The sequence below is a fragment of the Amycolatopsis sp. NBC_01480 genome, assembly GCF_036227205.1.
Lineage (GTDB): Bacteria > Actinomycetota > Actinomycetes > Mycobacteriales > Pseudonocardiaceae > Amycolatopsis.
In genome coordinates this window covers 1715984-1741296 of record NZ_CP109442.1, presented here as the reverse complement: position 1 = coordinate 1741296, position 25313 = coordinate 1715984, and the positions used below count along the sequence as shown (strand labels likewise).

General features: G+C 71.7%; 24 protein-coding genes and 1 riboswitch. Of the genes, 16 read left to right on the top strand and 8 right to left on the bottom strand.

Annotated features, from left to right (window positions below):
- Positions 1-440 precede the first annotated feature (440 nt).
- The gene (rmuC, locus tag OG371_RS08080) at positions 441-1355 is read right to left on the bottom strand and encodes a DNA recombination protein RmuC (RefSeq protein ID WP_329067142.1); all 915 of its coding nucleotides are present in this window, start codon (positions 1353-1355) and stop codon (positions 441-443) included.
- Positions 1356-1603: 248 nt separating this feature from the next.
- Here rmuC and OG371_RS08075 point away from each other — a divergent pair, with 248 nt between their 5' ends.
- Positions 1604-2758, top strand: a complete 1155-nt coding sequence (locus tag OG371_RS08075; RefSeq protein ID WP_329067140.1) for an exonuclease SbcCD subunit D — start codon at positions 1604-1606, stop codon at positions 2756-2758.
- Positions 2755-5718 carry an SMC family ATPase gene (locus OG371_RS08070; protein WP_329067138.1) on the top strand — a complete coding sequence of 988 codons (2964 nt, stop codon included), beginning with the start codon at positions 2755-2757 and terminating at the stop codon, positions 5716-5718. The genes OG371_RS08075 and OG371_RS08070 overlap by 4 nt, the downstream gene beginning before the upstream one ends.
- A gap of 224 nt (positions 5719-5942) precedes the next feature.
- Here OG371_RS08070 and OG371_RS08065 read toward each other — a convergent pair whose 3' ends face one another.
- Positions 5943-7382, bottom strand: coding sequence for a DNA-3-methyladenine glycosylase 2 family protein (locus OG371_RS08065; protein ID WP_329067137.1), 1440 nt, complete (start codon positions 7380-7382; stop codon positions 5943-5945).
- Positions 7383-7484: 102 nt separating this feature from the next.
- On the opposite strand from OG371_RS08065, the gene ychF reads away from it, so the two are divergent.
- The 6 genes from ychF (at position 7485) to OG371_RS08035 (ending at position 11012) form a co-directional block, all read left to right on the top strand.
- Positions 7485-8567 carry a redox-regulated ATPase YchF gene (ychF, locus tag OG371_RS08060; protein WP_329067135.1) on the top strand — a complete coding sequence of 361 codons (1083 nt, stop codon included), beginning with the start codon at positions 7485-7487 and terminating at the stop codon, positions 8565-8567.
- A 38-nt stretch (positions 8568-8605) separates the two neighbouring features.
- A complete protein-coding gene (locus tag OG371_RS08055; RefSeq protein ID WP_329067133.1) occupies positions 8606-8809 on the top strand; it encodes a CopG family transcriptional regulator in 204 nt (67 codons plus the stop codon).
- Positions 8806-9204, top strand: a complete 399-nt coding sequence (locus OG371_RS08050) for a type II toxin-antitoxin system death-on-curing family toxin (protein ID WP_329067132.1) — start codon at positions 8806-8808, stop codon at positions 9202-9204. Before OG371_RS08055 ends, OG371_RS08050 begins: the two co-directional genes overlap by 4 nt.
- 172 nt (positions 9205-9376) lie before the next feature.
- Positions 9377-9682, top strand: coding sequence for a hypothetical protein (locus OG371_RS08045; RefSeq protein ID WP_329067130.1), 306 nt, complete (start codon positions 9377-9379; stop codon positions 9680-9682).
- Complete coding sequence (locus tag OG371_RS08040; protein WP_329067128.1) at positions 9679-10344, top strand: hypothetical protein; 666 nt, start codon at positions 9679-9681, stop codon at positions 10342-10344. Before OG371_RS08045 ends, OG371_RS08040 begins: the two co-directional genes overlap by 4 nt.
- Positions 10341-11012 carry a hypothetical protein gene (locus OG371_RS08035; protein WP_329067126.1) on the top strand — a complete coding sequence of 224 codons (672 nt, stop codon included), beginning with the start codon at positions 10341-10343 and terminating at the stop codon, positions 11010-11012. Before OG371_RS08040 ends, OG371_RS08035 begins: the two co-directional genes overlap by 4 nt.
- Positions 11013-11472: 460 nt before the next feature.
- Here the strand turns inward: OG371_RS08035 and OG371_RS08030 are convergent, their stop codons facing one another.
- Complete coding sequence (locus OG371_RS08030; protein WP_329067123.1) at positions 11473-11763, bottom strand: 4a-hydroxytetrahydrobiopterin dehydratase; 291 nt, start codon at positions 11761-11763, stop codon at positions 11473-11475.
- Between the two features lie 33 nt (positions 11764-11796).
- A riboswitch (TPP riboswitch) is annotated at positions 11797-11911 on the top strand.
- A 24-nt stretch (positions 11912-11935) separates the two neighbouring features.
- On the opposite strand from OG371_RS08030, the gene OG371_RS08025 reads away from it, so the two are divergent.
- From OG371_RS08025 to OG371_RS08015, 3 genes are read left to right on the top strand one after another with little or no spacing between them, the layout of a single operon-like run.
- A complete protein-coding gene (locus OG371_RS08025; protein ID WP_329067120.1) occupies positions 11936-12991 on the top strand; it encodes a thiamine ABC transporter substrate-binding protein in 1056 nt (351 codons plus the stop codon).
- Positions 12967-14613 carry an ABC transporter permease gene (locus tag OG371_RS08020; protein ID WP_329067118.1) on the top strand — a complete coding sequence of 549 codons (1647 nt, stop codon included), beginning with the start codon at positions 12967-12969 and terminating at the stop codon, positions 14611-14613. Before OG371_RS08025 ends, OG371_RS08020 begins: the two co-directional genes overlap by 25 nt.
- Positions 14613-15620 (top strand): ABC transporter ATP-binding protein, encoded by a 1008-nt coding sequence (locus OG371_RS08015; RefSeq protein ID WP_329067117.1) that lies wholly within the window; start codon positions 14613-14615, stop codon positions 15618-15620. The genes OG371_RS08020 and OG371_RS08015 overlap by 1 nt, the downstream gene beginning before the upstream one ends.
- Positions 15621-15624: 4 nt before the next feature.
- On the opposite strand, the gene OG371_RS08010 is transcribed toward OG371_RS08015, so the two are convergent.
- Genes OG371_RS08010 through OG371_RS08000 form a run of 3 tightly spaced genes read right to left on the bottom strand, consistent with a single transcriptional unit; the run spans position 15625 to position 18604 of the window.
- Positions 15625-16503 (bottom strand): ABC transporter permease, encoded by an 879-nt coding sequence (locus OG371_RS08010; protein ID WP_329067115.1) that lies wholly within the window; start codon positions 16501-16503, stop codon positions 15625-15627.
- Complete coding sequence (locus OG371_RS08005; RefSeq protein ID WP_329067113.1) at positions 16500-17513, bottom strand: ABC transporter ATP-binding protein; 1014 nt, start codon at positions 17511-17513, stop codon at positions 16500-16502. Before OG371_RS08005 ends, OG371_RS08010 begins: the two co-directional genes overlap by 4 nt.
- The gene (locus OG371_RS08000) at positions 17510-18604 is read right to left on the bottom strand and encodes a LolA family protein (protein ID WP_329067111.1); all 1095 of its coding nucleotides are present in this window, start codon (positions 18602-18604) and stop codon (positions 17510-17512) included. Before OG371_RS08000 ends, OG371_RS08005 begins: the two co-directional genes overlap by 4 nt.
- Before the next feature lie 145 nt (positions 18605-18749).
- Between OG371_RS08000 and OG371_RS07995 the strand changes: the two genes are divergently transcribed.
- The 3 genes from OG371_RS07995 (at position 18750) to OG371_RS07985 (ending at position 21296) form a co-directional block, all read left to right on the top strand.
- Positions 18750-19460: a response regulator transcription factor gene (locus tag OG371_RS07995; protein ID WP_329067109.1), complete on the top strand. Its 711-nt coding sequence runs from the start codon at positions 18750-18752 to the stop codon at positions 19458-19460.
- Complete coding sequence (locus OG371_RS07990; RefSeq protein ID WP_329067107.1) at positions 19457-20773, top strand: HAMP domain-containing sensor histidine kinase; 1317 nt, start codon at positions 19457-19459, stop codon at positions 20771-20773. Before OG371_RS07995 ends, OG371_RS07990 begins: the two co-directional genes overlap by 4 nt.
- Positions 20774-20906: 133 nt before the next feature.
- A complete protein-coding gene (locus OG371_RS07985; protein ID WP_329072950.1) occupies positions 20907-21296 on the top strand; it encodes a (deoxy)nucleoside triphosphate pyrophosphohydrolase in 390 nt (129 codons plus the stop codon).
- A gap of 82 nt (positions 21297-21378) precedes the next feature.
- On the opposite strand, the gene trpS is transcribed toward OG371_RS07985, so the two are convergent.
- On the bottom strand, positions 21379-22371 hold the full coding sequence (gene trpS / locus OG371_RS07980; protein ID WP_329067105.1) for a tryptophan--tRNA ligase: 993 nt from the start codon (positions 22369-22371) through the stop codon (positions 21379-21381).
- A gap of 206 nt (positions 22372-22577) precedes the next feature.
- Here trpS and OG371_RS07975 point away from each other — a divergent pair, with 206 nt between their 5' ends.
- Positions 22578-22877 carry a YciI family protein gene (locus OG371_RS07975; RefSeq protein ID WP_329067103.1) on the top strand — a complete coding sequence of 100 codons (300 nt, stop codon included), beginning with the start codon at positions 22578-22580 and terminating at the stop codon, positions 22875-22877.
- Between the two features lie 97 nt (positions 22878-22974).
- Here the strand turns inward: OG371_RS07975 and OG371_RS07970 are convergent, their stop codons facing one another.
- Positions 22975-23133, bottom strand: a complete 159-nt coding sequence (locus OG371_RS07970) for a hypothetical protein (RefSeq protein WP_329067101.1) — start codon at positions 23131-23133, stop codon at positions 22975-22977.
- 214 nt (positions 23134-23347) lie between these two features.
- Between OG371_RS07970 and typA the strand changes: the two genes are divergently transcribed.
- Entirely contained in the window at positions 23348-25276 is a 1929-nt protein-coding gene (gene typA, locus OG371_RS07965; RefSeq protein WP_329067098.1) for a translational GTPase TypA, read from the top strand.
- The last annotated feature ends 37 nt before the right edge of the window (positions 25277-25313 follow it).

Here is a 25313-nt window from a genome sequence, read left to right as displayed (position 1 = left end):
ATCAGACGGCCACGGTGGGTCATGAGAGCAGCGGGTCAGGAAGCGCTGCCGGGCAAGAAGCACGGTGGCTCATCACGCTCGGCGGGTCTGGACACCAAGTGAGTCGTCGCACTGCGGTCCTGAACCACCGCGCTCGCACACCGCACCCGTCAACCTGAACGCCCGAACGACTGTGCATTCCGCCTGGCGCAGTCCGGCGCGGCTCGCCCCGGGTTCCTCGGCCCGGCCCGACCAGTCTCGGTCGTAGTGCGACGCGGTCCCGCACAGTGTGGCCCGGCCAGTCCGGTCGCAATGCGGTGCTCAGCGACCCGACCCCTCGCGTCGCGATGAGGCGCGGTGCGATGAGGCGCGGCCCGTCGCGGCGCGTGAGGGTGGTCCGTGCCCAGACCGTCCAAGCGCTGGCGCCCCCACAACACAGAGGCTCCGCCGAGAAGAGTCAGTCAGCTGGCTGCCAGTTCGTCCCCCTTCCGCACCTGCGGGACCGGCGCGGGGCTGCCCGAGGCGCCTGTCAGGGGGGCGACCGTCGTGCGGAAGTTCTCCAGGGCTTCCAGCTCGCGGCGCCGGGCGGAGATGAAGCGTTGCAGGTGGGTGCTCGACAGATTCAGCGCGTCGACGGCATTGCCCGCCGCGCGGTGGGCCGAGGCGGCGCCCGCGCGGACCTGTTCGACGTCCTCCACCAGCGCGCGGTCGCTGGCGGCGAACAGGGCCGCGGAGGCCAGGACGCCGAAGCCCGTGGGGCCGCACAGGAACACGCGGCGGTCGATGAGCCAGCGCAACAGCTCCGGGTCGGTGTCGAGCGCCGCGACCACCGCGGCGTCGGACGGCACGAACATGATCGTGCCGTAGATCGCGTCGGCCCAGCGCTGATAGCCCTTGCCGGCCAGCTCCGCGGCGCGCGAGCGCAGCTGCCGGACGTGGGCGCGCAACGCGTCGAGCCGCTCCTCCGGGTCGTCGGTGTCCACGGCCTCGGCCCAGATCGCCATGCTCGCCTTGGCATCCACCGGAACCGTGCGCCCGCCGCCGACGCGCAGCACCATGTCCGGTTTGACGCTGCCGCCGCCCGCCAGATCGGTCTGCAGCGTGAAGTGCAGCTCCTCGCGCAAACCCAGCGCCCGCGCCGTCTCCACGAGCACTTGCTCGCCCAGCTCGCCACGTCCGCTGATCGACGCGAACGCGACCTCGTACCTGCGCAGCGCGAGCTGCTGCTCATCGCCTTTGGCGCGCTCCGCCGCGACGAGCCGCGCCGCCGCGTCCACGCGCCGCATGCCGTCGTTGTAGAGCCGCCACAGGATCGCGACCGCGACGCACAGGAGCAGCGCGAGCACGATGGCCGCCGTGGTGATCACTGTCTCCACCCGGTTCTCCCTCCTCCGCTGCCGTCCCTGGTGCCTTCGCCGATCCGTGCGGATCGACCGGGGACATCATGGCGGACAGCACCGACAAAAACGGGTTCGGCCGGTCGCACTCCGTAGCTGACCAGCGGGTTCACCGGTTCGGCCGTCGGCGTGTCCGGCCGGCCCCTGATAGGCTTCGTACACACGTTCGAGTGGCTCGTCGGCGAGTCTCCCGCGTTTCGTCGGGGTCCGCTCTTAACGTGGTCGCCGTGAAAGTCCTGCACACCTCCGACTGGCACATCGGCCGCACGTTCCACGGCGCCGATCTGCTCGCCGAGCAGGAAGCCGTCCTCGGGCACTTGGCCGGCCTCGTCACCAGCGAGGCGGTCGACGTGGTCGTCGTGGCCGGCGACATCTACGACCGCGCGGTCCCTTCGGCCGAGGCGGTCCGGGTCGCCACGGCCGCGCTCGCCCGCATCCGCCAGGCCGGTGCCCAGCTCGTCATCACGCCCGGGAACCACGACTCCGGGCCACGCCTCGGCGCCTTCGCCGAGTTCGCCGCGGCCGGCGGCCTGCACGTGCGCGCCACGGTCGCCGGGCTGGCCGAGCCCGTGCTGCTCGCGGACGAGCACGGCGAGGTCGCGTTCTACGGCCTGCCGTACCTGGAGCCGGAGCCGTCCCGGCACGCGCTGGGCGTCCCGGAGGCGCGCGGCCACACCGGGGTCCTGACCGAGGCCATGCGCCGCGTCCGCGAGGACCTCGCCACTCGCCCCGGCACGCGTTCCGTGGTGCTGGCGCACGCGTTCGTCACCGGAGGCAACGCCAGCGAGTCCGAGCGCACGATCGCCGTCGGCGGGGTCGAGCAGGTGCCCGGCTCGGTGTTCGACGGCGTGGACTACGTGGCGCTCGGCCACCTGCACGGCCCGCAGGCCCTGGCCGAGCACCTTCGCTATTCCGGCAGCCCGCTCGCGTACTCGTTTTCCGAGGCGCGGCGACGGAAATCGGTCTGGCTCGTCGACCTCGACGCCACCGGGCTGGCCGAGGTCCGGCGGCACGAGCTGCCCGTGCCGCGGGCGCTGGCCACCCTGCGCGGCGAGCTGGCCGAGCTGCTTTCCGCGCCGGAGCACGAAGAATGGACGGAGCACTTCCTGTCCGTCACGCTCACCGACCGTGTGCGTCCGGTCGACGCCATGCGCAAGCTGCGCGACCGTTTCCCGCACGCCGTGCACCTGGATTGGCAGCCGGAAGGCGGGCTCGCGGGCGCGGAGCTGAAGTACGCCGAGGCCGTGCGCGGCCGCAGCGACATCGAGATCGCCCGCAACTTCCTCGACGACTGCCGTGGCGCCCCGCCCTCCGAGCGCGAGGAGCGGCTCGTCTTCCTCGCGCTAGAGGCGGCCGACCGGGCGGCGGTGGCGAAGCTGTGAGGCTGCACCTGCTGGAAGTCCAGGCGTTCGGCCCGTACGCGGGCCGCGAGGTGGTCGACTTCGACCTCCTCGGCGCCGACGGCCTCTTCCTCCTGCACGGCGATACGGGCGCGGGCAAGACAACGCTGCTCGATGCGATCGCTTTCGCGTTGTTCGGCGAGGTCCCGGGCGCGCGTGGCGAGGTCAAGCGGCTGCGCTGCGACCTCGCTGAGCCCGACCAGGTCACCGAGGTCGTGCTGGAGCTGACCGTGCAGGGCCAGCGGTTGCGGATCGTGCGCAGCCCCGAGTACCAGCGCCCGAAAAAGCGCGGCGACGGGTTCACCACGCAGCAGGCGAAGGTCTCGCTGAGCTGGGTCGGGAAGCCGCCGGCGGGGCTGCCGCCCGAGGGCGTCATCCGGATCGACGAGGTGGCGCGCACGGTCGTGCGGCTGCTCGGCATGACGGCGCAGCAGTTCTTCCAGGTGGTGCTGCTGCCGCAGGGAGAATTCGCGCGGTTCCTGCGCGCGGACACCCGCGAGCGCGAGGAACTGCTGGAGCGGTTGTTCGGCACGGAGCGGTTTTCCGACGTCGAACGCTGGTTCGCGGACCTGCGCGCCGAGCGCGGGCGGGCGTTGCAGGAGCGTCAGCAGGACGTGCGCGAGCTGGTCGCGCGGTACGCCCAGGAGGCGCAACAGGACGCTCCGGAGGACAACCAGGCGGAGTGGGTCGAGGCCGTGCTGCAGGACGTCGCGGCGCGCGCCGGTGCGGCGGAAACCGAAGCGGCGCAAGCACGTTCGACCGCGGACAAGGCCGAGGCCACGTTGCGCGAGGCGCAGGAGGACGCGGAGAAGGTCCGGCGCGTCCGCACCGCGCACACCCGGCTCGCGCAGATCGCCGAGCAGGCCGACGAGCGCGCGGGGTGGACCGAGGAGATCGCGGCGGCCCGGCGTGCGGAGGCCGTGGCGCCGGAGGCCGAGCTGCTCGAACGGCGGACCACAGAGCTGGCCGAGGCGCGGGCCACAGAGGTCGACCACACCCAGGCTCTGGCCGAGCTGGGGGTCGACTCGGCCGGGCTGATCCCAGCTGACCTGCGGGAGCGGGCCGGTTCGCTGCGGGAGGACGCGGGTGCGCTCGCCGAGCTGGTCGCCGAGGCCGAGCAGCAGCAGATCGAGACGAAGCGCCGCGACGAGCGCAAGACGGCGGCCGGTGCGGCCCAGGACAAGGCCGTCGAACTGACGACCCGGCTCGGGGAGTTGCCCGAGCGGTTGACGGCGTTGCGCGGCGAAGCGGCTTCGGCCGCCGAAGCCGCGGCGAAGCTCGATGGTGCGAAGGCCCACGTCGAAGAGCTGACGGTGATCGCGCGCGCCGCGGCCGACCTGCCGCCGGCGGTGGAGCGCGTCGGACGCGGCGAGGCGAAGCTGCGTGAGGTCGTCGACGGTCATCAGGCGGCCCGGCAGCATCGGCTGGACCTGCGGGAACGGCGGCTCGAAGGCATGGCGGCCGAGCTGGCCGCGAGTCTGGCCGACGGCGCGGCGTGCCCGGTTTGTGGTTCCGCGGAGCACCCCGCGCCCGCGAGCCACAGCGCGCGGCTCGTCGACCCGGCGGAGGAACGCGCGGCGGAAGAGGCCGAGCAGCAGGCGGAGGCCTTGCGGCAGCGCGTCGTCTCGGCGCTGGAGGAGGCGAAGGCCCGGCTGGAGGCGTTGCGGGAGCGGCTGGGCGAGCGCACTGCGGAGTCCGTCGCGGCCGAGCTGGCTGAGGCACGGGCGACCGTCAGCGCGCTGTCCGAGCAGGCCGCGCGGAAGGACCGGCTGGCGAAGCAGGTCGTCACGCTGGAGCAGGACGCGGAGAAGCTCGCGGAGCAGCGGCGGCTCGCCGAGACCGCCGCCACCGAGGCGACGGCCGAGGTCCGCTCGTTGCAGGACCGGCTCGACGAGCGTGAACGACGGCTGGTCGCCGGCCGCGGCGAGTTCCCTGACGTGACCGCGCGCCGACGTCATCTGCTGACGCTGGCCGGGGCGCTGGACGCGGTGGCCGAGGCGCGTACGGCCGTCGCGGGTTCGGTGAGCCGGCTCGCCGAACAACAGGATCTCGTCGAGATCTCCTTGCACGCCAAGGGATTCTTGTCGCTAGAGGAGATGCGCGGCGCCGCGAGGTCTGAAGAACAGGTGACGAAGCTGGAGCAGGGGCTCGCGGAGGCGGAGGCCATGGCCGCGGGTGCGCGTGAGCTGCTGGCCCAGCCCGAGCTGTTCGGCATCTCGCCCGACGACGTTGTCGAGGTCGGGCCCGCGAGCGAAGCCGCGAGGTCCGCGCGGGCCACGGCGGAGGGGGCGTTTTCGACGCTGCAGGCCGTCACGGCGCAGCATCGTGAGCTGACCCGGCTGGCCGGGCGGATGAGCAAGGTGCTGGCCGGGCTCGAGCCGATCGAAGAGGAATACGCGGAGCTGCGCGCACTGTCCGAAGTGGTCAATGGGCGCGGGCAGAACGCGCGGAAGATGTCGCTGCGGTCGTACGTGCTGGCGGCGCGGCTGGAGGAGGTCGCGCTCGCGGCGACCGCGCGGCTGCGCACGATGAGCCAGGGCCGGTACTCGTTCGTGCACTCCGACGCGGCGGGCGCGCGCGGCACCCGTGGCGGGCTGGGCCTCGACGTGCTGGACGACTATTCGGGGGCGATCCGCCCGGCCAAAACACTGTCCGGCGGTGAGTCCTTCCTGGCTTCGTTGTCGCTGGCGCTCGGGCTGGCCGACGTGGTCGCGGCCGAGACCGGCGGCGCGCTGCTCGACACGTTGTTCGTCGACGAGGGCTTCGGCACCCTCGACGCGGAGACGCTGGACGTCGTGATGAACATCCTGGACGAGCTGCGCGCCGGGGGCCGGGTGGTCGGCCTGGTCTCGCACGTCGAGGAACTGCGCCAGCGCATCCCGACCCGGCTGCGGGTCCGCAAGGCTCGTACGGGATCGAAGGTGGAGGTGCGCACGGCCTAGTGAACCGCATCGTGGCTGAGTAGCCGGTGCTTGGCGTCGCTGCCCCAGGTGGCGCGCGAGGCAACTGACTGGGTGGCATGCGGGGAACTTGCGCGGCAGGTCCGATGCCTGCTCGCGGAAGGCATCCGAGCGGCGGCGGGCCTCGGTGTCGTCAAAGGTGTCCAGCTCGCCCGCGGCCAGTGAAGTTTTGGCCGTGGTGTCCGAAGTGGACCTGAAAGCCGTTCTCAGGAACGTTTGCCGGCGCGCGCCAAGTACATCCCGGCGTACGAACTCCACGGCTGCCAGCCGCGGGCCGATTCGGTCAGGTCGACGCCCAGTGCCGTTGCCCCGCGGTGCACGGCGGCGTCGGCGGTCAGCAGCACGTCGGGTGCGCCGAGGACGCGCATCAGCACGTAGTCGGCGGTCGGGGCGTCGACGCTGTGCGCGAGCAGCTCGGCCCGCAGCTCGGCGGGATCGCGGCCGACGTGCGGGTCGAGGCTGCCGTGCGCGATCGCCGCGGCGATGGCCTTGGCCTGCGGTCCCACGCCGGCGTCGGCGATCTGGGCGGCCGTCGGGAACAGGGTGGTCAGCGGGTCCAGCGGCGGGTCCGCCGGCGGGACTGGCTCGCCCAGCTCGGCGGCCAGCGCCGTGGCGGCCGGCCCGAGCAGCGTCCGCAGCAGGAGTTCTGGGCCGTCGACGGCGCCGGGCACGCGGATGCCCGGCGTTTCGGCGACCAGCGGTGCGAGTGCCGGGTCCGCGCCGAGGGTCCGGGCGACGGCCTCGGGGTCGGCGTCCAGGTCCAGCAGACGCCGGACCCGCGTGACCGCGCTGCTCAGGTCCCGCAGGTCGGCCAGGCCCAGGTCACAGCGGACGTGATCCGGCCGCGGGGCGAGCCAGGCCGCGCCGCCGCCGTGCGGGAGCCGCAGCGTGCGGCCGTAACCGGTGATCTCGCCGCCGTCCTCCGTGACGGCTTCGACGCCCGGGATCGCCTGCGAGGCGTGGTAACGAAGCACTCCCTGGGCGTCGAACGGTGCGCGGAACGGCAGGCGCAGGCTGAGCCGCGTCGCGCCTCCGGGCTCGTCGCCCTTGCGCCGTCCACGACGGAGGCTCGCGGCGCGAAGCTGCGAAGGCGTTGTCGCGAACACCTCGCGGATCGTCTCGTTGAACTGCCGGACGCTGGAGAACCCGGCGGCGAACGCGACGTCGGTGAGCGGCAGCCCGGACATCTCGATCAGCAGCCGCGCGGAATGCGCGCGGTGGGCCCGGGCGAGCGCGAGCGGACCGGCGCCGAGTTCGGCGGTGAGGACGCGTCCGAGCTGGCGTTCCGAGTAGCCGAGCCGCTTCGCCAGGCCGGGCACGCCCTCGCGCTCGACGAGGCCGTCGGAGATCAGGCGCATGGCGCGTGCGGCGAGGTCGGCGCGGACGTTCCAGTCGGGCGAGCCGGGCACGGCGTCCGGCAGGCAGCGGCGGCACGCGCGGTAGCCGTTGGCCTGGGCGGCGGCCGACGTCGGGTAGAAGCGCACGTTCTGGGCCTTCGGCGTGAGCGCCGGGCAGGACGGCCGGCAGTAGATGCCGGTGGTGCGGACGGCCATGATGAACTGGCCGTCGAACCGCGGGTCGCGGGCGGTGACGGCGCGATAGCAGCGCTCGGTGTCGCGCCAGATCGCGGCGGTCGTGGTGGCCATGGGCTCGATGATGCCAGCAGGTCGCGGGCCTGACTGGCGGAAATCCGACGGCGCGTTACCGGGTCGGCCCGGCCCGTGGCCCGGCACGTAGACTTACCGGTCGTGAGTCTGACCCTCGGTATCGTCGGCCTGCCCAACGTCGGCAAGTCCACCCTGTTCAACGCGCTGACCCGCAACGACGTGCTCGCGGCGAACTACCCGTTCGCGACGATCGAGCCCAACGTCGGCGTGGTCCCGCTGCCGGACCCGCGGCTGGACGAGCTGGCGAAGCTGTACAACTCGGAGAAGACGGTGCCGGCCGTGGTGTCCTTTGTGGACATCGCCGGGATCGTGAAGGGCGCGTCCGAGGGCGCCGGCCTGGGCAACAAGTTCCTGGCGAACATCCGCGAGGCCAACGCGATCTGCCAGGTCATCCGCGTGTTCGATGACCCGGACGTAATCCACGTGGACGGCCGGATCGACCCGTCCAGCGACATCGAGACGATCAACACCGAGCTGATCCTCGCCGACCTGCAGACGCTGGACAAGGCGCTGCCGCGGCTGGAGAAGGAAGCCCGGACGAAGAAGGAGAACAAGCCGGCGCTGGACAACGCGCAGAAGGCGAAGGAGATCCTCGACGCCGGGCGCACGCTGTTCCAGGCGCAGAAGGAGGTGGACTTCGAGGCGTTGCGGGAGCTGAGCCTGCTGACCACGAAGCCCTTCCTGTACGTCTTCAACGCGGACGAGTCGATCCTGACCGACGACGCGCGCCGCGAGGAGCTGACGAAGCTCGTCGCCCCGGCCGACGCGGTGTTCCTCGACGCGAAGGTCGAAGCGGAGCTGCTGGAACTGGACGACGAGGAGTCCGTGCGCGAGCTGCTGGAGTCCGTGGGCCAGCCGGAGCCGGGCCTGCACGCCCTCGCGCGCGCCGGCTTCCACACCCTCGGCCTGCAGACGTACCTCACAGCGGGCCCGAAGGAGTCCCGCGCCTGGACGATCCCCCAGGGCGCCACCGCCCCCCAGGCCGCGGGCGTCATCCACACGGACTTCGAGCGCGGCTTCATCAAGGCGGAGATCGTCTCGTACGCCGATCTGATGGAGGCCGGTTCGATGGCGGTCGCGCGGGCTGCGGGGAAGGTTCGTATGGAGGGCAAGGACTACCTGATGGCTGACGGGGACGTGGTCGAGTTCCGGTTCAACGTCTGATCTGAATCAGATGATACCGAAGTGGTATCATCTGATTCATGGCGATGACGTTGAGGCTGAACGAGGAGCAGGAACGCGCGCTGACCATGCTCGCCGAGGCCAGGGGCGTGAGCAAGCAGGAGGCCGTTGTGCGGGCGATTACCGAGGCCGCTGCCCGTTCTGTGCGCGACGATCGGGTTCGTGCCCTGTCGGACGAGGGGCGCACACGCTATGCCTCTTTGCTTGATCGCCTGGCGCAGTGAGCCTTGAATACCTGACCCTGGATGACTTGCTGGCCCTCGCGGGAGACCTGGGTGTTTCCCGGATTCGCGATCTCGGGTTGCTCGACGCGGCGGCGCACCGGCCGCAGTCCTCGTTGATGGGGCAGGACGCCTATCCGACTCTTGACGAGAAGGCGGCTGTGCTCCTGGAGTCGATTGTGCGCAATCATCCCCTCATCGACGGCAACAAGCGGCTGGGCTGGATGGCGACTTTTGTCTTCTATGGCCTCAATGACATCGACCTGGACGCTCCGGAAGACGACGCGTACGAGTTGGTGATCGCGGTCGCGACCGGTGCGATCGACTACGGCGAAGTCGCCGAGCATCTTTCGGGATGGACACGTGCTGGGGTTGCCTCGCCGAGGAAATCGGTCTAGTCCCGGTTCACCGTCCAGCCGCGCCACCGCATCCAGTAGGCCGCAAGATCAGCGGCGTCCAGGTCCTCGCCGCGTTCATCAGGCCTACCGATAAAGCGCCCGCTGCGGCCGGGGCCTACCAGTCCGCTGACCTCGCCCGCCCAATTCGGTGAGACCGCGAATCTGGCCACGCGTGATCCCCGGCGTCGGCCCGGCATTCAAGGCGATCAAGGGCGGGGAGGCCGCGGTGGAGGGGGTTTCCGGCGCCGCGGGCATCGCCGATCTCGCGTCTGCCGCCGCGCACACGCCGGGCCTGCTGGTGAAGGGCTTGGCGAAGGTGCCTGCGCTCGCCAAGCTGGGCGAAGGGGCGACGTTCGTGGACAAGCTCCTCAGCAACGGCGTCAGCGACATCGGTGCGGTCGACCGGCTGAACGTGCTCTGGCGGGCGCGGGGCATCGGCTCGAACATCAAGAACGACATCCACCAGGCGGTCTCATGACAACCACGCCCGTCGAGGAAATCCCGCTGTGGGTTGCCGTCCCGCCCGGCTACTTTCCCTTGCCGCTGCACGATGTCGACGCGGCGATGGAGCGAGCCGAGGCGGTGCTGACCGACGTCGGCGGGCCCAGCCCGCTCGTCTCGGCGGTCACCGGCGCGCTGTCGGTGCTGCTGTCGGAGCTGGGCGCGGCCGGCTCGCTGTACTGCGGCATCGGCCACCACACCTCGCCGGCGGACGGCTCCGTCGTCACTTCCTCGCTGGTGGTGTCGCTGCAGGAATTCGAGGGAACGCGTAACCCGCGGCTGGTGCTGGCCGACCTCGTCCAGGCCCGTGCTGACGCGGGACAACGCGGCCAGGTGGACCTTCTCGATCTGGCGGACCGGCCGATGCTGTTCGTCGAGCGGACGCGGCAGTTGCCCACGCCGGGCTTCCCGGGGCAGCCCCCGGTCGCCGAGGACGCGACGTCGCCGGTGTTCCAGCTGGAGGCCTACGTGCCGGCCGACGACGGGAGCAAGCTGGCCGCCATCGAGCTGTCCACGCCGTTCGAGGCGCACGGGCCGGAGTTCCGCGGCATGATCGTGCAGATGGCGGCAACGGTGTCCTTCGAACCGCCCCCGGCGGGTGCCGGGGAGAGCGGCAGGATCGGGCAGGTGCTCGGGTGACCATGACGATCAACGTCCCCATCCGGCCCGGTGCGGCGCTTGCCGATGCCGAGACCCGGCGGTTCGTCGAGGCGAACGTGCTCAATGCCGAGTACAGCGTGGTGGTGCGGAAGTCCTATCTGCCGGACCGGGCGTACAACAAGGACGGCATCGTCAACGTGCTCGCGAATTACCCCTGGCGGGAGTTCGGCTACAAGCACCTGCGGTGGCAGCGGGTGCCGGTCGTCGAGCAGCTGGGTGGGCTGATCCCCTGGCGGGCGTGGGAAAAGCGGAGCACCACGTTGCTGCTCACCGACCCGCGAAGCGGCCACGAGGTGGCCGAGATGCAGGGGCTGGTGAAGGACGTCGAAGCGCCGGCCGGGCGGCTGCTGTTCGCCGGGGAGCCGGGTTACGGCGGGGTTGTCAGCGCGGTCCGTGACGGTCGCCGGCGTGTTTTCATCGTCGGCAACGCCCGGCTGGGGCATCCCGAAGCGGTGCAGGACATCGCGGCGAAGGCGCGGGGACCTGGCCAAGTCGATGGTGCCGGAGCGGCCGCCCCAGGTGCCATTGCCGCCGCCGCCCGCGGACTACGTCAAGCACCTCGGGCCGTGGGTGGCGGACCACCCGGACAAGCCCTGACGTGTCTCAGCGGTGCGCTCAGCACACGTCAGGCCTGGCGCGATCGGTGATCACGTGGGGCCTCTGGAGTGCCGGATTCGATCTTCGCGAATCCGGCCCTGTCAGCGGCCCCACGGCTCAGCTTGCGCGGAGACTCAGCCGATCAGGCCGAGCACCAGGACCGCCAGCAGGGTGACGGCCGTGGCGAAGGTCGTGACCCAGGCGCGCTGGGAGGTGGAGAGGGTGGCGGAAGTGCTGTTCATGACGTGTCCTAGCGGGGCGAGTGCCGGATATTCCGCTGGATTAGCGCATCGATCATGGAGTGTGTTACCGCCTGTGGCTGAGATCACGGCGGTTACGCACGGTGTGCCAGAGCACACCGCCCGCGGCCGCGACCATCAAGCCGAATGAGACGGCTCCCACCACGATTGCCTGAGTCATCCCCTGGTCCTCCCTGCGTTGATGAAACCTCGTAGGGAGGACGCGCGAGAAGGGCCCAGGTGTTGCCGCGGTATCGGAGATCACACCTGGTCAGAGGGCTGCGAGGACCTCATCGATCTGGCGGGCCAGTGCGAAGTCCTTCGCTGTCAGGCCGCCTTCGGAGTGGGTGCTGAGGCGGAAAGTGAGCGTCCGCCAGCGGATGTCGATGTCCGGGTGGTGGTCGGCGGCCTCCGCCAGGACGGCGACGCGGTCTACCGCCTCGATCGCCTGCGGGAAGCTCGCCAGCTCAGCTGTGCGGATGATCGTCACGTCCGAGCGGTGCCAGTCGGTGAAGCTTCGGAGGGCCTCGTCGGCCTGCGAGTCGTTCATGATTTTCGCCATGTGCCCAATGGTGATCCCGTCTCGGCTAGGCTGCACGGTTGCCACGGGAGTCCGGTACGCCGGGCTGAGAGGCGGGTGCCCGTAGACCCGCGACCGTTCGCACCTGAATCCGGATCATGCCGGCGCAGGGAGGCTCGTTCTCCTGCCGCCGGCCAGTGCAGGAGGACAGCAGATGAATCCGCGGACCGCACGCTCGGCGCTGGCGGTGGCCACGGTCACCGTGCTGGCGAGTGCCTGCTCGTTGTCCGGCGGCTCGGGCGGCGGCGCCCAGCAGACCCCCGAGGTCACGCTCGTCACGCACGACTCGTTCGTCGCGCCCCAGGACGTGCTCGACGCGTTCCAGCGCCAGTCCGGGCTCAAGCTGAAGGTCGTCAAATACGGCGACGCCGGCGAGCTGACCAACAAGCTGGTGCTCACGAAGGCGAACCCGATCGGCGACGTCGCGTACGGCGTCGACTCGACGTTCGCCTCCCGGGCGCTCGGCGAGGGCGTCTTCCAGCCCTACACCAGCCCCGAGGCGGACCGCGGGCCGCAGCGCTACTCCGTGGACCCCGAGCACCGGCTCTCCGCCGTGGACCTCGGCGACGTCTGCGTGAACGTCGACTCCGGCTACTTCACCAGCAAGGGCCTCGCGGAGCCGAAGACCTACGACGACCTGGCCGACCCGAAGTACAAGGACCTGACCGTCGCCGAGGACCCGGCCACCGCGTCGCCCGGGCTGGCGTTCCTGCTGGGCACCATCGCGAAGTTCGGCGAGCAGGGCTGGCAGGGCTACTGGACCAAGCTCAAGGCGAACGGCCTGAAGGTCGACAGCGGCTGGGAAGAGGCCTACACCAAGGACTTCTCCGGCTCTTCGGGCAAGGGGCCGCGGCCGATCGTCGTCTCGTACGCCTCCTCGCCCGCCGCCGAGGTGGGTCCGGACGGCAAGCCGCGCACGAAGGCCCTGCTCGACACCTGTTACCGCCAGGTCGAGTACGCGGGCGTGCTGACCGGCAGCAAGAACCTGCCGCAGGCGCAGAAGGTGGTCGACTTCCTGCTGTCCCAGCAGTTCCAGACCACGGTGCCGGCGAACATGTACGTCTACCCGGCGCGCCAGGGCGTCGACCTGCCCGCGGGCTGGGCGCAGGTGGCGCCGCTGCCCTCGAATCCGGCCACGCTGCCCGCCGACCAGGTACAGGCCGGCCGCGAGAAGTGGATCGGTGCATGGCGCTCGCTCATGGGGGCCTGACCCCGGCGCGCACCCTCCGCACGGCCGGGCTCGCGCTGCTCGGGCTGCTGCCCGTGGCGTTCCTGGCGGTGTTCTTCGCCTGGCCGGTGGTGGCGATCGTCGGCCGCGGCTTCTCCGCGGGCGGCGTCGACACCGTGCTCGCCGACCCGCAGACGTGGCGGCTCGCCGGGTTCACCCTGGCCAGCGCGGCGGCGTCCACGGTGGTCGCCCTGCTGGCCGGCCTGCCGGTCGCGTACCTGCTCGCGCGCGTGCGGCTGCCCGGCGTCGGGCTCGCGCGCATGCTGGTGCTGGTGCCCTTCGTGCTGCCGACGGTGGTGGTCGGCCTCGCCTTCCGCGCGATCTGGCCGGACGGCGGCGTGCTGCCGCTGGTGCTGGCGAACGCGTTCTTCAACGTCGCGGTGGTCGCGCGGACCGTCGCCGGGCTGTGGTCGCACCTCGACCCGCGCGCGACGGAGGCGGCCAGGGCGCTCGGAGCGTCGCCGTGGCGGGCGTTCCGCACGGTGACGCTGCCCGCACTCGGACCGGCCGTCGCGTCCGCGGCCGCGGTGGTTTTTCTGTTCTGCGCCACCAGTTTCGGCGTGGTGCTGATCCTCGGCGGCGGCCAGTACCGCACGCTCGAGACCGAGATCTACCTGCGCACCGTCGACCTGCTGGACCTCTCGGGCGCGGCCGCGCTGTCGCTGATCCAGTTCGCGGCCGTGCTGGCGGCGCTGGCGCTCGGCGCTATGGCGCGGCGGCGCCGGGAGAACGCCGTCCGGCTGCGGTCCGCGCTGGTCACGGCCCGCCGGCCGCGCGGTGGCGAGTGGTGGACGGTCGGCGCCGCCGCCGTCGTGCTGGCGCTGCTGATGACCCCGATCGTCGCGCTGCTGGCCGAGTCGGTGTCCGGCGAGAACGGCTGGAGCCTCGCCGGGTACCGCGCGCTGTCCGGTAACGGCGCGAACGACGCGTTGCAGGTCTCCGGCTGGACGGCGGCGAAGAACTCGCTGGCCGCGGCCACCGACGCCACACTGCTCGCGATGGCCGTGGGTGTGCTGGCCAGCGTGGTGCTGGTCGCGCTGCGCCGCGCGCCCGGCCGGCTCGCGCGCGGCATGGGCGAGACGATGGACGCGGCGTTGATGCTGCCGCTGGGCGTCTCCGCCGTGACGGTGGGCTTCGGCTACCTCATCACGCTCGATGCGCTGCCCGGCGACCTGCGGACGTCGCCGATGCTCGTGCCGCTCGCGCAGGCGCTGGTGATCATCCCGCTGGTGGTGCGGATGGTGCTGCCGGTGCTGCGCGCGGTGGACGTCCGGCTGCGCCAAGCCGCGTCGACGCTGGGGGCGAGCCCGGTGCGAGTCTGGCGCGAGATCGACTTCCCGCTCACGGCCCGCTCGCTGGTCGCGGCCGCGGGGTTCGGTTTTGTCGTGGCGCTGGGCGAGTTCGGGGCGACGAGCTTCCTCGCCCGCCCGGACGCGCCGACGCTGCCAGTGGCCGTCGCGACGCTGATGGGGCGGCCGGGCGAGCTGAACAACCAGATGGCGTACGCCGCGTGCGCGCTGCTGATGGTGGTGACCGTGGCGGCCGTCGCGCTGATCGACCGCTTCGGCTCGGTCCGCGGGCACGGCTCGGTGGGGGAGTTCTAGTGGCGCTTTCGGTACGGGACTTGACTGTCCACTATGGATCGTTCGCGGCGGTGCGCGGCGCGCGCCTCGACATCGCCGACGGCGAGGTGCTGGCGCTGCTCGGCCCGTCCGGCTCGGGGAAATCCACGCTGCTGCGCGCGATCACCGGGCTGGAGCCGTCGACCTCGGGCTCGGTGCGCTGGGACGGCACCGACCTCGCGCCGGTCCCGGTGCACCGGCGTGGCTTCGGCCTGGTGTTCCAGGACGGGCAGCTCTTCCCGCACCGCGACGTCGCCGCCAACATCGCGTTCGGGCTGCGGATGCACGGCGTGCCACGGCGCGAGCACGCCGCGCGCGTGAAGGCGTTGCTGGACCTCGTCGGGCTCACCGGTTTCGAACGACGGCGCGTGACGGAGCTGTCCGGCGGCCAGGCCCAGCGGGTCGCGCTCGCCCGCGCGCTGGCGCCGGAGCCGCGGCTGCTCCTGCTGGACGAGCCGCTGTCCGGATTGGACGCGGGCCTGCGTGAGCAGCTCGCCATCGACCTGGCGGAGTTGTTGCGGCGCAACAAGATCACTGCCCTGCTGGTGACGCACGACCAGGAGGAGGCGTTCACGCTCGCCGACCGGGTCGCGGTGCTCGACGCCGGGGAGATCCGTCAGGAGGGCGCGGTCCGGTCCGTCTGGCAGCAGCCGGTGGACGACGGCGTGGCGCGGTTCCTGGGCGTGACCTCGTTCGCCGACGGCGTCGCGGAAGGTGGAGTGGTGCGGACGCCGCTCGGCGACGTCACGCTTGCCGCGGTCCCGGACGGCCCGGTGCGGCTGGGACTCAGGCCGCATGCGTTGCGTGTAGCGGAAACGGGCATCGAGGGCGAGGTGACGGCCGCCGTCCACCGCCGTGAGCACGTGCGGCTGGTGGTCTCCGTGAACGAGTCCACTGTGGACGCCGTCGCGCCGGTGACGGCGGATCTGCGCGCGGGCGATCCCGTCCGGCTCACTCTGGACCCGGACGGGATCGCCGTCGTCGGTTGAATACTCAGCCGTCGCGCGTGGTGAGGCGGGCGTACGCGATCGAGAGGCCCACCACGATGTAGCAGACCGCGCGCAGGGCGCCTTCGCCCAGCATCGTGGACGACATCGGATCCTGCAGCACCTCGGCCGGGGCCAGCGTCCAGTTCTGCGTGAGCAGGAACGGGTGCAGCCAGTTCAGTGAGGTCAGGAAGCCGAGGATGGTGAACACGATGTTCCCGGCCAGCACCGAGGCGACCACGAGCATCGGGTGCTCGGTGAAGCTGGACACGGCCAGCGCCACCGCGCCCACCGCCCACAGCTGCAGCACGATCCAGGCCGCCGCCAGCAGGATGCGGCCCAGTGCGTCCACAAGGGACAGTGTGGTGCCGGACAGGGTGAACAGCCCGCCGGTGCCGTTGATGATCAGCCCGGTGACCACCCCGGTCACGCACATGGCCAGCACCGCCACCACCGAGACGGTCGCGACGCCGAAGGCCTTGACCGCCAGCAGCCGGCCCCGGCTGACCGGGGCGATCAGCCAGCCGCGCAACGTGCCGTGGGCCGCCTCGCCCGCGATGGCGTCCGCGCCGGCCATGGCCGAGGCCAGTGGCAGGAGCAGCGTCAGCGTCATCACCATCGCGGCGATGGGCAGCACCAGCGCGTTGTTGACCGCCGCCCCCACCAGCGCGGCGCCGCTGTCGGCCGGGCCGCTGCTCACGTCGGACTGGTTCACCAGCGTGAGCCCGACGCCGATCACGATCGGGATCAGCGCCAGCAGCCCGAGCACGGCCAGCGTGCGCGGCCGCCGGAAGATCCAGCGCAGCTCGGCCGCGACCAGCCTGGGCAACGGCACCGTGTCGTGGCCCAGTCGCGGCGCGGGAAGCGCGATTGCCTGCGTGGTCATGCGTCCCCCTCGGAATCGGCTGGAACGGAAGAACCGGCCGCCGGGCCGCCTTCGGTGAGCCGGGCGAACAGGTCCTCCAGGCCCGTGCGCGCCCGGGTGGCCTCGTGGACCGCGACCCCCGCGCCCACGAGCACCTCCAGCACCCGGGGCGCGGCCGTCGCGGTGAGGTCCGCGCGGACCCCGTCCGGCGTCAGCCGGGCCCCGATCCGGTTGTCCCGCAACGTTTCCACCGCGAGCTCGGCGTCGGGCGTGCGCACGAGCAGCGCCGCGTTCCCCGACTCCAGCAGCTCGGACAGCTCCCCCTGCGCGACGACGTTCCCGGACTGGAGCACCGCGACGTGCGTGCATGTCGCCTCGACCTCGGCGAGCAGGTGCGAAGAGACGAGCACCGTGACGCCGTCGGCGTGCAGCTCGGCCACGATCCTGCGGATCTCCCTGGTACCAGCAGGGTCGAGGCCGTTCGTGGGCTCGTCGAGCACGACCATCTTCCGCGGCACGAGCAGCGCCCCCGCGAGCCCCAGCCGCTGCTTCATGCCGAGCGAGTAGCCCTTGTACCGGCGCCGTGAGGCATCGGTGAGGCCGACGCGCTCCAGCGCCGTGTCGACCGCGGCCGGGATGCCCGCCGAGGTCAGCCGCGGCTCGGCTGCCGCGAACCGGATCAGGTTGTCCCGCCCGGAAAGGAACGGGTGGAAGCCCGGCCCCTCGACGAGCGCGCCGACGTCCGGCAGCGCGTGCGCCGCGCCGTCCGGCATCGGCCGGCCGAGCAGCTCCACCTCGCCCTCGGTGGGGCGCACCAGCCCGAGCAGCATCCGGATCGTGGTGGTCTTGCCCGAGCCGTTCGGGCCGAGCATGCCGAGCACCGCGCCTTCGGGCACATCGAGGTCGACGTGGTCTACCGCGACCGTGCCGCGGTAGACCTTGCGCAGGCCCCGCGTCCGCGCGGCGAGCGGGACCGCCGGGGCGGGCGCCTCCTGAGAGGTGCCCGCCCCGGCCTCGACCGTGCTGGTCACTTGGTGCCCAGCGCTTCGTACAGGACCTGCTCCGGCACCGCGCCGGCGGCGAACCGGCCGTCGTCGGTCAGCACCGCGCCGCCCACCTTGGTGGTGAACAGGTAGCCGCTGCCCCAGGTGCCGCTGACGCGCTTGGCGACCCGGCTGAGCAGCTTCTGCGGGTCCATGCCCCGGCCTCCGGCCGAGCCGGACGACTGCTTCGGCGCGAGCGCGTCGGCCGGCAGCTTGCCCGTGATCACCGTGTCCCAGCCGTCGCCGACGACCTTGGTGGCCTGCTGGGCCTGCTGGGCCTCGGCCTTGGTCTGGTCATCGACCTTGGCGGTCTTCTCGGTCACCTTCGCGCCCTTCGGCGGGGTGAAGGCGAACTCGCTCGCCGCCTGCGGCGTGAACTCGATGTCCGAGAACGCCAGCTCCAGCGCCGGGGTGGTGGTTCCGTTGCTCAGCACCGAAACCCGCAGCGGCATCCGGGTCTGCGAGTCGACCGCGACGCGGATCTCGCGCAGCAGCGTGCGCTCGGTCGGCTTCGGGGTCAGCACCAGCTCGTACGCCGGGCGGTTGGCCACCGTGGCCGTGCCGTCGACCGACACGGTGCTGGTCTCGCGGACCTTCGCGAGCAGCTGCGGGGCCGCCGTGGCCGGGTCCGTCATCTTGGACGCGTCCGCGCCCGCACCGGGCTTCGCGGCGATGTCCGCCGGGATCGTCGTCTTGGTGGCGGTGTTCTTCTGCGAGCTGTAGTCCCAGACGGTGGTGCCGTCGTGGATGATCGTCTCCTGCGAGCTGCCCTGCGTGAGCGAGACCTTCGACTTGCCCGCACCGTCGCTGAACACGTGCGCGGAGTCGACGTTCAGCGCGCTCGCCCCCGGGATCGCGTTCCCCACGTTCGGCAGGCCGAGGTTGTTGCTCACGCTCACCGTGCCGTCGAAGGCCCCCGGCTTCGCGGTCATCACGGACTGGACCAGGTTTTCGGCGCTGACCTCCGGCAGTTTCGGCGCGGCTCCGGCCGAGGCGGGCATGGCCACGACCACGAGCCCCCCGACGCCGAGCGCGGTGCCGACTACTGCGGCGGTGATCGCTTTCTTCTTCGGATCCATGGTGTCTCTCCCTGTGTTTCCGAGCCCCAGTGTGCCCGGCTCCCGGCTCAGAGGTTTCCCTCCCGAGGCTGAGATACCCCTGAATGCTCGGCCGTCGCGGCTGAGATCGCGCTGAGAGCTCGCGCAGGAGCAGCGCAAACCGGTCATGATGAGCCTCGTGAACCCTCGAGTGCTGGTGGTGGACGACGAGCCCGGCGTGCGCAAGGCGCTTCAGCGCGGGCTGCGCGCGGAGGGCATGGACGTGGTCACGGCCGCCGACGGGCCGACCGGGCTGCAGCTCGCGCGCACCGGCACGTTCGACGTGGTGCTGCTCGACATCATGCTGCCCGGCCTGTCCGGCTACCGCGTGCTGGAACGGCTGCGCGCGGAGAACGTGGTGACCCCCGTGCTGCTCGTTTCGGCCAAGGACGGCGAGGTCGACCAGGCCGACGGCCTCGACCTCGGTGCGGACGGCTACCTGGTGAAGCCGTTCTCCTTCGTCGTGCTGGTCGCGCAGGTGCGCGCGACGCTGCGGCGCGCCGGGCCGGACGCCTCACGCGGCGCGTTGAAGCTCGGTGCGCTGGAGGTCGACCGCGCGTTGCGGCAGGTGCGCTGGGACGGCGCCGAGGTGCCGCTCAGCCCGCGGGAGTTCGCGCTGCTGGAGGTGCTCGTCGGCCGGGCCGGCACGGTGGTGACGAAGGACGAGCTGCTGCGCGCGGTGTGGGGTGAGGAGCAGGCCGTGACGCGGAACCTGGTGGAGGTCTACGTCGGCTACGTGCGGCGCAAGCTCGACGCGGTGGGCGCGGGCTCGCTGCTGCGGACCGTCCGAGGGCACGGCTACCTGGCTTCGGACGCTGAGCTGGACGAGGTTTTGTGATCGGCTCGCTGTCCTGGTGGCGCGGTCGTTCGCTGCAGGTGCGCATCACGGTGCTGGCCACGACGATCACCCTGTTCTGCCTGCTCGGGCTGGCCACGCTGGCGGCGAACCGGCTGGAGCCGCTGCTGGTGGACTCCGTCGACCACGAGCTGACGGCCGCGCTCAACTCGGCGACGGCGGAGGTTTCGGCCGGGCAGCCGCTGACCGCGCGCGACCCGGTCACCGTGCGGGTGCTGGACATCGCGGGCGGCTCCCTCGACGGCCGCGCGGCGCCGCGGCTGGACTCCACGCAGGTCATGCAGCTCAAGGCCGGATTGCCCGTGCAGACCGGTGATTCGCGCTGGCGCGGCCAGGTCGTCACCGTGCCGGACGGCGCGCAGCGGCTGGTGCTCGCGGGCGCCGGGCTGGTCGGCTTTGCCGCGGCGGTGGAGTACGGCGGGGTCTGGCTGGTGGTCGTCGCGCTGGTGGGCGCGGCGGTGGCCGGGCTCGCGACGTGGCTGGTGGTGCGGTTCGCGCTGCGGCCGGTGGCGCGGATGCGCGGGCTGGTGCGCGCGTTGCCGCCGGGCTCGCGGCTGCCGCTGCCGACGTCGCACGACGAGCTGCGCGCGCTGGCACAGGAGTTCAACGCGCTGCTCGTCCGGCAGGAAGAGGTGAGCGATCGGTTACGCCGCTTCACCGGCGACGCCGCGCACGAGCTGCGTTCGCCGGTCGCGTCGATCCGGGTGCAGGCCGAGGTCGCCGTCACCAACCCGGATCCGGAGCTGGCTCAGGAGACGCTTTCGGACATCCTCACCGAGGCCGAACGGCTTTCGTCCCTTTTGGACGGTCTGCTGTCGCTGGCCCGTTCGGACGCCGGCGAGGTGCCGCCCGCGGAGCCCGTGGAAGTGGTGACGGAAGTCCGCGCGGCCGTCGATCGGCTGCCCGCAGGGGCGCCGGAAACGCGCGTGAGCACCGCCGTTCCGCAGGCCTGGGCTTCGGCCGCGCACTCGGAGGTCGAGCTGGTGCTGGACAACCTGCTGCGCAACGCTTCCCGTTACGCCACCGGGCAAATCGTGGTTTCGGTGCTCGCCTCGCGCGGCCACGTGCGCGTGGTCGTGGACGACGACGGGCCGGGCATCGCGCCCGAGCACCGGGCCAAGGTCTTCGACCGCTTCTACCGCGTTTCCGACGACCGGGCGCGCGCGTCCGGCGGCACCGGACTGGGGCTGGCGATGGTCGCCGAGGCCGTGCGACGGCGCGGCGGGCGCGTCCGCGTCGGAGAGTCCCCGGACGGCGGTGCGCGGTTCGAAGTGTCCTGGCGGGCGGCGCGTTAGGCAGGGGTTGCCTGCGGATGCTCTGAAGGTGGCCTTGAGGGCATATAGGTCTCTCATGGTGGCCTTCAGAGCACAACGGGCAGGGGTGAGGGCTGGGCACTCGGCGGGTGGGTGGGTGCGGGAGACTGTCCGGATGGACGGGGTCATCGTCGGGGCCGCGCTGGTGCGCGACGGAAAGCTGCTTGCCCAGCAGCGGGCGTGGCCGCCGCATCACGCGGGGCAGTGGGAACTGCCCGGTGGGCGCGTCGAGGAGGGTGAGACCGACGCGTTCGCGCTGGCGCGTGAGTGCCAGGAGGAGCTGGACGTCACCGTCACCATCGGGCAGCGCGTCGGCGCCGAGGTGCCGCTGCCGGGCGGCAAGGTGCTGCGGGTGTACACCGCCGCGCTGATCTCGCCGGGGGAGGAGCCGCGCGCCGTCGAGCACACCGCGCTGCAGTGGGTCGGGCCGGAAGACCTCGACGACATCGACTGGCTGCCCGCCGATCGCGGCTTGATCCCGGACCTGCGCGCGCTGCTCGTCTGAAGCGTGCCGGGATGACGCTTTCGCTTGCGGCACAAGCGAAAGCGCCACCCCTGGTTGGACGGCCCTGGTTGGACGCGGCTCTTCAGCCGGCGCCGATCAGCCGCAGCGCCGCCGAAACGCGGTGCGCGCCCCGGTCCGCCGCCCGCGCGGCCCCGGCCTTGCGCACCCGTTCCAGCTCCGCGACGTCGCCGAGCAGCGCTTTCGTGCGCTCCCGGATCGGCCGCAGCTCCTCGATCACGGCGTCGGCGACCGCGTCCTTGAGCACGCCGTAGGACGCGTACTCGTCGGCCAGCTCGGCCGGATCACCGCCGGTGCACGCGGCGAGCACCTCCAGCAGGTTCGCGATCCCCGGCCGGGTCTCCGGCGCATACGCAGGCACTGAACCGCCGTCGGTGCGCGCGCGGCGGATCTTGCGGCGCACCTGGTCCGGCTCGTCGAGCACGAACACCACCCCGGCCGAGTCGTGCGCGGACTTCGACATCTTCCGGGTCGGGTCGGCGAAGTCCTTCACCCGCGCGCCCGTCAGGGGAAGCACGGCCGTCGGCACGGTGAACACTTCGCCGTACGTGGTGTTGAACCGCTTGGCCAGCGTCCGCGCCAGCTCCACGTGCTGCCGCTGGTCCTCGCCGACGGGCACCTCGTCGGCGCCCTGCAACAGGATGTCGGCGGCCATCAGCACCGGGTACGTCAGCAGGCTGAGCCGGACGCCGGCCTGGCCGCCGGGCTTGCCGTCCACCTCGCCGCGGGCCGATTTCTCCTTGAACTGGATCATCCGCGCGGCCTCGCCGTACGCGCAGGTGCACTCGAGCACCCAGGTCAGCGCGCCCAGGTCCTTCGCGATGTCGGACTGCACGAACACGCGCTCCGGCGGGATGCCCGAGGCCACCAGCACCGCGAGCTGCTCAGTCGCGAGCGAGCGGAGCCGGGCCGGGTTGTGCTGGGTCGTCATGGCGTGCAGGTCCGAGACGAAGTACAGGTCGTCGGGCCCGCCGTCGGACGCCCAGCGGCGCATCGCGCCGAGGTGGTTGCCGAGCTGGGTGTGGCCGGACGGGGTGATGCCGGACAGCTGGACCATGGGTCTTTCCTCTCCCTGGATGTGCCCCGGGAGGAGACCCGCAGAAAGCGAGAAGGCCGCCCACCGGGGCGGCCTTCGCTGGTATGTCAGCGCAGAACTTCGGGGCCGCCGAGGGGCGGCCACCACTGGTTGTTCGGCGCGAGCATGGGTCACAGTCTAGGGCACATCCGGATGCCGTGGGGCGGCCCCGGGGCTACCGTCGGGGGATGTTCGTCGTGCTGCTCAACTACACCGCGCCCATCGAGGAGATCGACTACGTGCTGCCGGACCACGCGCAGTGGCTCGCGAAGCAGTACGAGCAGGGGCACTTCCTCGCTTCGGGCCGCCGGAACCCGCGGATCGGCGGCGTGATCATCACCCGCCCGATGGCCCGGGGGAAACTCGACGCGATCCTGGCGACCGACCCGTTCTCGGTGCAGCACCTCGCGCAGTACGAGGTGATCGAGTTCTCCCCGACGAAGACGGCGCCGGAGCTGCGGCTGGTCAACGAGGCCGTTCCGCACTGACTTCCAGGCCCGGTCGCGCGACGGTGTGAGCAGGCTCGCACTGTCACCGCTGCCACTGCTCGCGAAGACCGGGCCGAGCCGCGTCGCGGAACCCGGCTCAGGCGGCCTTGACCAGGTCGTTCTTGGCCTTTTTCAACGCCAGCACCGGGCATTTCTTGCAGCGCGGCTTCGACCGGCAGCACTTCTTCTTGACCTTGCCGGCCTTCATCAGCTTGCGCACGACCGCCCGTGGGTCGGCGGGGTGTTTCTTGCCCACGAAGGCTCCCTTGTCGCCGGTGACGTCCGGGTTTCCAGCTTAGGTGAGCCTAACCGATCCAGGGGCGTGGCGGTACTCACAGTTCGGCGGGAGGTATGATTGTGGGGTCCGCGTGTGGCCAAAGCCGGCCATGCTGCTCGGGGACGTGCTCGCACGCACGGATTCCGCCCGCGACGCGGCCGCCCACCCGCCTTTGAAGTTCAGGAGTCTTCGCGTGCCCGCAGCCAGCGCCACCGCCGTCGAACCCGGCCGCGCGTCCGGCAAGACCCGGCCCGACCTGCGCAACGTCGCCATCGTCGCACACGTCGACCATGGCAAGACGACCCTGGTCGACGCCATGCTCCGGCAGTCCGGCGCCTTCGCCGAACGCGCCGAGATGGTCGACCGCGTGATGGACTCCGGTGAGCTCGAACGCGAAAAGGGCATCACCATCCTGGCCAAGAACACCTCGATCCACCGCCAGACGCCCGAGGGCCAGGTGACCATCAACGTCATCGACACCCCCGGCCACGCCGACTTCGGCGGCGAGGTCGAGCGCGGCCTGGCCATGGTCGACGGCGTCGTGCTGCTGGTCGACGCCAGCGAGGGCCCGCTCCCGCAGACCCGCTTCGTGCTGCGCAAGACCCTCGAGGCCGGCCTGCCGGTGATCCTGGTGGTCAACAAGACCGACCGCCCGGACGCCCGGATCTCCGAGGTCGTCGAGGAGACCCACGACCTGCTCCTGGAGCTGGCCAGCGACATCGAGGACGCCGACCACGACGCGATCCTCGACCTCCCGGTGGTCTACGCCTCCGCGCGCGCCGGCAAGGCCGCGCTGGAGCAGCCCGCCGACGGCGAGGTGCCCGAGAGCGAGAACCTCGACCCGCTGTTCGACACTCTGCTGCGCCACGTGCCGCCGCCCGCCGCGGACCTCGACGCGCCGCTGCAGGCGCTGGTCACCAACCTCGACGCGTCCAACTTCCTCGGCCGCATCGCGCTGATCCGCATCCACGCCGGCAAGCTGCGCAAGGGCCAGACCGTGGCCTGGATGCGCGAGGACGGCACGGTGCAGAACGTGCGCATCTCCGAGCTGCTGGTCACCGAGGCGCTCACCCGCGTCCCGGCGACCGAGGCCAGCGCGGGCGAGCTCGTCGCCATCGCGGGCATCCCGGACATCACCATCGGCGACACCCTGGCCGACCAGGAGAACCCGGTGGCGCTGCCCCGGATCACCGTCGACCAGCCGGCCATCTCGATGACCATCGGCGTGAACACCTCGCCGCTGGCCGGGCGCAACGGCGGCGACAAGGTCACCGCGCGGCTGGTCAAGGCCCGCCTCGACCAGGAGCTGATCGGCAACGTCTCGATCCGCGTGATCCCGACCGAGCGCCCCGACACCTGGGAGGTCCAGGGCCGTGGCGAGCTGGCGCTGGCGATCCTGGTCGAACAGATGCGCCGCGAGGGCTTCGAGCTGACCGTCGGCAAGCCGCAGGTGGTCACCCGGGTCATCGACGGCAAGGTGCACGAGCCGTTCGAGCGCCTGTCCATCGACTCGCCGGAGGAGCACCTCGGCGCGATCACCCAGCTGCTGGCCGCGCGCAAGGGCCGGATGGAGCACATGGGCGGGCACGGCACCGGCCGGCTCAAGCTCGACTACGTGCTGCCGGCCCGCGGCCTGATCGGCTTCCGCACCGACTTCCTCACCGAGACCCGCGGCACCGGCATCGCGAACCACGTGTTCGAGGGCTACTTCCCGTGGGCGGGCGAGATCCGCACCCGCCACAGCGGCTCCTTGGTCGCCGACCGCACCGGCCCGGTCACCGCGTACGCGATGATCCAGCTGGCCGACCGCGGCACCTTCTTCGTCGAGCCGGGCGCCGAGGTGTACGAGGGCATGGTCGTGGGCGAGAACCCGCGCTTCGAGGACCTCGACATCAACATCACCAAGGAGAAGAAGCTGACCAACATGCGTCAGTCCTCCGCCGACGTGATGGAGACGCTGGCCCGCCCGCGCAAGATGGGCCTGGAGGAGGCGCTGGAGTTCTGCTCGGTCGACGAGTGCGTCGAGGTCGCGCCGGAGGTCGTCCGCGTCCGCAAGGTCACGCTGGAGATCTCGACCCGCGCGAAGGAGCGTTCGCGCGCGAAGAGCCGCGACCAGGGCTGACGTTTCACCGGCCGTCAAGGCCTCCTTGCCTACCTTG